This window comes from Pseudonocardia sp. 73-21, assembly GCF_001899645.1.
GTDB lineage: Bacteria > Actinomycetota > Actinomycetes > Mycobacteriales > Pseudonocardiaceae > Pseudonocardia.
This window is the reverse complement of sequence record NZ_MKVV01000062.1, coordinates 66978-74121: the sequence shown is the minus strand read 5'-3', so window position 1 is coordinate 74121 and position 7144 is coordinate 66978. Positions and strand designations below refer to the sequence as shown.

The following is a 7144-nucleotide window of genomic DNA, read 5'->3' as shown; positions in this document are numbered from 1 at the left end:
TCCCGCGGGTAGTGAACAAGTTGGTAGGGAGGTCCGGGCTGGGGCCTCGCCACATGTGATCGTGGGTTGCCGGGCAGGGGCGGGTCCTGGCCGGTAGAGCCACAGATGTGGGAGGCCCCCAGCGCCGCCGCCCCGGCCGGGCTCGCCGGGCGGACGTGCTCCAGGTCCAGCGCCCGGCCAGCGGGTCGCAGCACCCGGATCGGCGAACAGACAGCCGGCGAGGGTGCAGACGGGCGTGTCGAACGACCCGTCCGGGGCGGGACGGCCGTGGCGTCGGCCGGCACGGCGGTCCGGTCGACGCCGGCCCCGGCCGCCCGCGTGGTGGCCACGGACCGGTCAGGACCCGACCGGGCGCACGACCAGCAGCGGGCAGGTGGCGTGGTGGATCAGGGCCTGGCTGGTGGAGCCCACGAGCATGCCCGCGAAGCCGCCGTGGCCCCGGCTGCCCACCACGAGCAGCTGCGCCCGGTCGGCCTGCTCGAGCAGGCGCTCGACGGGCCGTCCCCGCGTCACGACCCGGCGGACCACGACGTCGGGGTACTTCTCCTGCCAGCCCGCCAGCCGCTGCGCGAGCAGCTCGGTCTCGGCCTGCTCGACCTGGCCCCAGCCCGGGTCGAGCCCGCGGTCGAGCATCTGGTCGGTGGCGTACTCGAGCCAGGAGTGCACGGCCACCAGCTCGGCCCCGCGCCACGACGCCTCGTCGAAGGCGGTGCCGATGGCGGCGTCGCTGGTCGGTGAGCCGTCGACGCCGACCACGACGGGGCCCTCGGTCCGCGGGGCGTCGCCGGCGGTGGCGCCGCGCACGACCGCCACCGGGCAGCGGCCGTACGCGACCATCGCGACGGCGGTGGAGCCGGCGAGCAACGCCCGGAAGCCGCCGAGGCCGCGGGCGCCCAGCACCAGCAGCAGCGCGTCGTTGGACTGCTCGATCAGCGTCGGCACGGGGCCCGCGGTCTGCAGGTCCACCGTGACGTCCAGGTCCGGATGGGCCCGGCGGACGACGTCCTCGGCGTCACGCAGCACCTGGGCGCCGGCCGCGGCCATCTCGTCGAAGTAGCTCTGCGGCGGTGCGAGGCCGCCCGCGTAGCCGAAGGAGTAGGCGTCGTCGGCGTGCACCAGGCGCAGCGGGTGGTGGCGGCGGGCGGCCAGGTCGGCGGCCCAGAGTGCGGCCCGGGTCGCGGACGGCGAGCCGTCCACGGCGGCGACGACGGTGGTGCGGGCGAGGCTCATCAGGAGGTTCCCTCTGCGTCGATGTGAACGGTGTCGGACCGGGCGGGGGCCATGTGGACGACGGTCACGCCCCGGACGGCCTCGGCGAGCACCGTTGCCACGTGGCGGTCGGTGGGGTCGTCGAGGGCGTCGGTGATCGTGACGGCCCCACCGTCCACCCCGACGGTCCAGCGGCCGAGCCCGCCGTAGATCTCCAGCTGGTGGCGGACGTCGGTGGCCACCGCCGCGTCGTCCCGGGTCAGGATGCGCACGAGGTCGCGGCGGGTGACGATGCCCACCAGCCGCGGGCCGTCGACGACGGGCATGCTGCGCAGCCCGTCGGCTCGCATGATCGCGACCAGGTCGACCACGTCCGCGCCGGCGCGGACGCTCGCGGGGGGCGTGGTCATCACCCCGCCGACCGTGGCGGCCGGTGCGCGGGTGTCCGGAGCCCGGACGCTGCCCTCGTCGGAGCAGTAGAAGCGGGGGTCGTGCGGGAAGCGGTCGCGGAGGAGGTCGACCTCGGTGACGAGCCCCACCAGCGCACCGTCGTCGTCCACCACGGGGAGCGCGGTGAACCCGTTCGACGCCAGCAGCGTGGCGGCCTCGTGGACGGTGGTCGTGGCCGTCACGGTGACGACGGACCTGGTCATGATGTCGCGGGCCTGCATGCCGTCGACGGTAGGCGTGCGACCGGGTCCGCCGATGCGGGCGATCGACCCGCCCGGCCGGGACCTCCGCCCGTAGCCGCGGCCCGTTCGTCCGGCGGAGGGTGGGGCCGTGCACGTCAGAGCTCATCACCCGGTGGTCAGCGCGGAGTCCGCGCACCGCGCGGCACGTGCCCAGCTCCGGCTCGCGGACGCGATCACGGCGTTCGCCGGCTCGATGCCGTTCATCTACCTGCACGTCGTCGCGTTCGGGGTCTGGATGCTCCTGTGCGAGGAGGCTCCGTGGCCGACGCTCACGCTGGTGGTGTCACTGGAGGCGATCTTCCTGACGGCGTTCGTGATGATCGGGCAGAACCGGCAGGCGGCGTTCCAGCAGGCGAAGGCCGACCACGACTTCGTCGCGCAGGAGCTGGAGCTGCGGACCAACACCGAGATCACCCGGGCCATCCATGCCCTGACCGGGGAGCTGCACCGGCGTCTGCTCGCCGGTCCCGCGGACGATCCCGGGGCTACCGTGGGGTCGCCTGGACTCCCGCGGCCGGGCCTGACAGGCTGAGGCCGACCCATTCAGTCGCTCCTGACCCCGGCGGCCCTGCTCGGCCTGACCGGACCAGGTGACGCGATGCCCTTCGGCGACCACGCCCCCGTCGGCCACGCCCCCGGCCCGGCGACCCGGGCGATGCTCTCGATCCCCCGGGACGTCATCGACGACCGGGTACTGGCCCGACGGATCTGCGAGGCGTGCGCCGGCGGCCTCGGGTTCGACGGCGCGGCGATCTCGCTGCTGACCGGCAGCCCGTCGCGGCACACGCTCTGGGCCACCGACGCCACCGCGCAGCGACTGGAGGATCTCCAGTTCGGGCTCAACGAGGGCGCCTGCATGGAGGCCGCGGCCACCGGGCGGCCCGTGCTGGTGGGCGATCTGCGCACCAGCCCCCGCACCTCCCGCTGGCCGATGTTCGCCGCCGCGGTGGTGGAGCAGACCGACGTCGGGGCGCTCTTCGCACTGCCGCTGCAGTGGGGTGCGGTCAACCTCGGCGTGCTGGACCTCTACCGCCGCGCGACCGGGGAGCTGACCGCCGCCCAGCACCGGGACGCGATCGGCGCCACCGACACGGCGTCGCTGATGATGCTGGGCCTGCGCACCGACCCCGGCGGCGGCGACCAGCTCGACCCGACCGTCAGCAGCCACGCGGAGATCCACCAGGCCACCGGCATGGTCATGGTCCAGCTCGGGGTCACCGCGACCGACGCTCTCGCCCGGCTACGGGCCTACGCTTTCGTCCAGCAGCGGTTGCTCGTCGACGTCGGCCGCGACGTCGTGGTGCACCGCCTGCTCTTCACCGAGGAGATGACCTAGTGGAACCCGTCACGAGCCCTCCGGGAAGCGGTCGCGAGAGGCGGGTGACCAGGGCCTTCGTCGAGCTCGCCGACACACTCGTCGACGACTACGACGTGATCGACCTGCTCCACCGCCTCGTCGGTGCCGCGGTGGAGCTCCTCGCCGCCGATGCGGCGGGCATCATGCTGGCCGACGCCCGGGGCAACCTCCGCGTCGTTGCGGCGTCGAGCGAGGACGCCGAGCTGATGGAGCTGATGCAGCTGCAGAACGGCGAGGGGCCGTGCCTGGAGTGCTTCCGCACCGCCGCACCGGTCACGATGCACGACCTCGACGACGCCAGGGACCGGTGGCCGCTGTTCACGGAAGCGGTGGCGCAGCGGGGCGCCTTCCGCTCGGTGCACGCGTTGCCGCTGCGGCTGCGCGGCGATGCCGTCGGCGCGTTGAACCTGTTCCACGCCCGGCCGGGCGGGCTCCCGCCCGAGGACCTGGTACTGGGGCAGGCGTTGGCCGACGTCGCCACGATCGGCATCCTGCAGGAGCAGGCGATCCGCCGCGGCGAGGTGGTCAACGAGCAGCTGCAGACGGCGCTCAACAGCCGGGTCGTGATCGAGCAGGCCAAGGGCGTGCTCGCCCAGCACGGCGGCCTGACGATGGACCAGGCCTTCGAACGGCTCCGCGGCTACTCCCGCACCAACAACCTGCGGCTCTCGGAGGTGGCCCGCAGCCTCGTCGAGGGCGCTCTGGCCCCCGCATCGGTGCTCAGCGGGGCGAAGACGGCCCGCCGGGGTCGCTCCTAGCGCCACGCCCGCCGGGAGCGGCGCGTCCAGTACTCCCGCGGGTCCTCGGCGAGCGCCTCCAGGTCCTCCGGGACCGCGAGCGCGGCCGCCGCGACGTTGCTGGCCACCTGGGCGGGGGTCACCGCACCGGACAGCACCGTGGGCGCCCACGGCTGGGCCAGCGCCACCGCGATGGCGAGCTGGTCCACCGGCACGCCGGCCCGGGCCGCGGCCGCAGCGGCCCCCGTGGCCCCGGGGCTGCCGTCGTCGCCGCCCGGGGCGAGCCGGCCGTTGGCCACCGGTTCCTTGACGATGACGCGGGCGCCCGCCTGCGCGGCCTCGGCGAGGGCCGGCCCCACCGAGGGCTCCAGCAGGTTCCACGTCGACTGGAAGGAGGTGAACAGCGGCTCACCGTCGACCCGGACCTCCAGGGCCCGCCGCACGGCGTCGGACTGCGCCGGTCCGGAGGTGGAGATCCCGACCCGGACGCCGCGGTCGCGGAGTGCGGCCATCGCGCGGTGCACCCCCGCGTCGGCGAGCACGCCGGTCTCCAGGGTCGCGGAGTGCACGTGGTAGACGCCGAGCCGGTCCCCGAGCAGCGCCAGCGACTCCGCGGACTGCGCGGCGAACGCGTCCGCCGAGTGCTCCTTGATCTCGTGGACGTCGGCCTCGGTCCGCCAGCCCCCGACGTAGCGGTAGCCCCACTTCGAGCCGACCTGCACGTCGTCCGTCCCGGGGCGCGCGGCCAGCCAGCCGGCGAGGAACTCCTCCGCCCGGCCGTAGGAGCGGGCCACGTCCACGTAGCGGATCCCGGCCGCGTGGGCGGCGTCGAGGACCGACCAGGTGCGGGCCCGAAGGTCGGCCACGCTGCGCTGCTGCCCGAGGTCACGGCCTCGACCGGAGGTGATGTAGGCGGGCCGGGCCACGGCCGCCAGGCCGATGCCGATGCGGCCGGGAGATGCGGTCACCCCGCCATCGTGCACCCTCACCTCGCGCAGCCCGGGCACGCACCCGTCGTTCTCCGGGTCCACGCCGGCCTGCCCGGCTCAGGACCGCTCAGACCGCGAGCCCGGCGTCCGCGCCGGCGTTGACGGCGCGGACGAAGTCGCCGGGCGCGTCGGCGTCGCCGAGGACGCGGACCTCGACCGCGCCCAGGCTCCCGGCGAAGGCGGCTCCCGTCGGGCGCCAGCCGATCGCCAGCGCCACCAGGTCGGCCTCGACCGCGCGCTCGGTACCGTCGCCCTCCCGCCAGTGCACCCACCCCGGCTCGATCCCGACCACCGTGGCCCCGGTGCGGATGCGCACGCCCTCCCGCTTGAGGGTGCGGACGATCTGGCGCCGGGTGATCGCCTCGATGCCGCGGCCGACCGAGCGCTGCATCTCGACGACCGTGACCTCCGCGCCGCGGGACGCGAGGAGCTCGGCGGTCTCGCAGCCGGTGGCGCTGCCGCCGACCACCACGACGCGCGCCCCCGCGGGAACCGCGATCTCCCCGCGCAGCAGCGCCTGGGCGTCGTGCACGGTCGGGCCGTCGATGCCGGGGATCGGCGGCACCAGCGACGTGGCCCCGGTGGCGACGACGACCACGTCCGGCGCCACCGCCGCCACCGTCTCCGCCGACACCGGCGACGACGTGTGGATCTCCACGCCGACGGCGGCCAGCCGCTGCGCCTGGTGGGCGCGCAAGCGCAGCACCTCGTGCTTGCTGGGGGCCAGCCCCGCAACTTCCAGCTTGCCGCCGAGCTCCGCGTCGCGTTCCCACAGGGAGACCTCGTGGCCCCGCAGCCGGGCCACCCGCGCGGCCTCGAGGCCGGCGGGCCCGGACCCCACCACCATCACCCGGCGCGGGGTCGGCGCCGGGACGATCTCCCAGGTGCGCTCGCGCCCCACCTCGGGGTTCACCGAGCACCGCGCCCGCTCCCCCCGCCCGACGAGGTCGACGCACGCGTTGCAGGCGATGCAGGGGCGGAGCTCGTCGAGGCGGCCGTCGCGCACGAGCAGCGGCCAGTCCGGCTCCGCGATGAGGCCGCGGCCCAGCAGAATGAGGTCGGCCTCCTCCTTCTCGACCACCTCCGCGGCCACCGCCGGGTCGTCGAGACGGCCGACCGCCATCACCGGCACGTCGACGGCGGCCGTGACCGCGGCGGCGAGCGCCCGCATGTGCCCGCGCGGCACCGACATCGGGGCGAGCGTCTCCTGCAGCGTCAGCCAGGTGCCCGAGGTGACGCTGATGGCCGCGGCGCCGGCGTCCTGCATCATCCGGGCGGTGGTGACGGCGTCGTCGAGGCCGAACCCGCCGGGCTCGGCGTCGGTGCCGTTGAGCCGCCAGACCAGCGGCAGGTCCACCGCGGCGACGATCGCGCGGGCCACCTCCACGGAGAACCGCGCCCGGTTCTCCACCGGGCCGCCGTAGGCGTCGGTGCGGTGGTTGTGCTGCGGCGACAGGAAGTTCGACGGCAGGTAGCCGTGGGCGCCGTGCACCTCGACGAACGCGAACCCGGCCTCACGGGCGTACCGCGCGGCCCGGGCGTACTGCGCGACGATCACGGCGATCTCGGCGGCGGTCAGCTCGTGCGGGACGGGCGAGACGGAGTTGAGCGGCACCGGCGACGGCGCCACCGACGGCCCCTCGACGACCTGCCGGCCCGGGTGCATGAGCTGGACGCCGACCGTCACGTCGTACGGGGCCAGCGCCCCGACGAGCGTCCGGAGCCCGGGCAGGTACTCGTCGGCGCAGATCCGCGGCTCGGGCCCCACGGTGTCGGGCGAGACCAGGCAGCCCTCCACGGTGATCGTGCCGACGCCGCCCTGCGCCCGGCGGACGTAGTAGGCGACGGTGTCGTCGGTGATGTGGCCGCCGTTGTCCAGGCAGGTGCCCATCGGGGCCATGACGAGGCGGTTCCTCAGCGTGAGCGGCCCGAGGCGGACGGGGTCGAACAGCGAGCGGCTCACAGCACCCTCAGGGCCCGCACCGGGCACGCCGCGATCCCCAACAGCGCCGTGTCCTCCTCGCCCGCGGGCACCTCGGCGTCCGGGCCGACGGCGGAGTAGCCGTCGTCGTCGAGGGGGAAGAGGTCCATGTCCACGACACCGCACTGTCCGTGTGCCTCGCACACCGTGCTGTCGACGGTGATTCTCATACTGACATC

8 protein-coding genes are annotated in these 7144 nt (G+C 75.1%); 3 read left to right on the top strand and 5 right to left on the bottom strand.

Translation table 11 applies throughout. The features are described 5' to 3' along the window. Positions 1-336: 336 nt before the first annotated feature. Complete coding sequence (locus BGP03_RS20800) at positions 337-1230, bottom strand: universal stress protein (protein WP_296371885.1); 894 nt, start codon at positions 1228-1230, stop codon at positions 337-339. Continuing rightward, entirely contained in the window at positions 1230-1880 is a 651-nt protein-coding gene (locus BGP03_RS20795; RefSeq protein WP_296371887.1) for a CBS domain-containing protein, read from the bottom strand. Before BGP03_RS20795 ends, BGP03_RS20800 begins: the two co-directional genes overlap by 1 nt. 109 nt (positions 1881-1989) lie before the next feature. On the opposite strand from BGP03_RS20795, the gene BGP03_RS20790 reads away from it, so the two are divergent. The 3 genes from BGP03_RS20790 (at position 1990) to BGP03_RS20780 (ending at position 4016) form a co-directional block, all read left to right on the top strand. Next, positions 1990-2433, top strand: a complete 444-nt coding sequence (locus tag BGP03_RS20790; RefSeq protein ID WP_296371890.1) for a DUF1003 domain-containing protein — start codon at positions 1990-1992, stop codon at positions 2431-2433. Positions 2434-2499: 66 nt separating this feature from the next. After that, positions 2500-3237 (top strand): GAF and ANTAR domain-containing protein, encoded by a 738-nt coding sequence (locus BGP03_RS20785; protein WP_296371894.1) that lies wholly within the window; start codon positions 2500-2502, stop codon positions 3235-3237. 44 nt (positions 3238-3281) lie between these two features. Next, positions 3282-4016 carry a GAF and ANTAR domain-containing protein gene (locus BGP03_RS20780; protein ID WP_296371896.1) on the top strand — a complete coding sequence of 245 codons (735 nt, stop codon included), beginning with the start codon at positions 3282-3284 and terminating at the stop codon, positions 4014-4016. On the opposite strand, the gene BGP03_RS20775 is transcribed toward BGP03_RS20780, so the two are convergent. The 3 genes from BGP03_RS20775 to BGP03_RS20765 form a co-directional block, all read right to left on the bottom strand. Then, on the bottom strand, positions 4013-4963 hold the full coding sequence (locus BGP03_RS20775; protein ID WP_298799189.1) for an aldo/keto reductase: 951 nt from the start codon (positions 4961-4963) through the stop codon (positions 4013-4015). The genes BGP03_RS20780 and BGP03_RS20775 overlap by 4 nt on opposite strands. An 88-nt stretch (positions 4964-5051) precedes the next feature. Beyond that, on the bottom strand, positions 5052-6947 hold the full coding sequence (locus tag BGP03_RS20770) for an NAD(P)/FAD-dependent oxidoreductase (protein WP_298799188.1): 1896 nt from the start codon (positions 6945-6947) through the stop codon (positions 5052-5054). Continuing rightward, positions 6944-7135 (bottom strand): ferredoxin, encoded by a 192-nt coding sequence (locus BGP03_RS20765; protein WP_296371903.1) that lies wholly within the window; start codon positions 7133-7135, stop codon positions 6944-6946. The genes BGP03_RS20770 and BGP03_RS20765 overlap by 4 nt, the downstream gene beginning before the upstream one ends. Between the last annotated feature and the right edge of the window lie 9 nt (positions 7136-7144).

Bases quoted from the DNA above. Each gene is read 5' to 3' on its own strand.
- BGP03_RS20795 (WP_296371887.1), bottom strand. From the start codon at position 1,880: ATGCAGGCCCGCGACATCATGACCAGGTCCGTCGTCACCGTGACGGCC.
- BGP03_RS20800 (WP_296371885.1), bottom strand. From the start codon at position 1,230: ATGAGCCTCGCCCGCACCACCGTCGTCGCCGCCGTGGACGGCTCGCCG.
- BGP03_RS20785 (WP_296371894.1), top strand. From the start codon at position 2,500: ATGCCCTTCGGCGACCACGCCCCCGTCGGCCACGCCCCCGGCCCGGCG.
- BGP03_RS20765 (WP_296371903.1), bottom strand. From the start codon at position 7,135: ATGAGAATCACCGTCGACAGCACGGTGTGCGAGGCACACGGACAGTGC.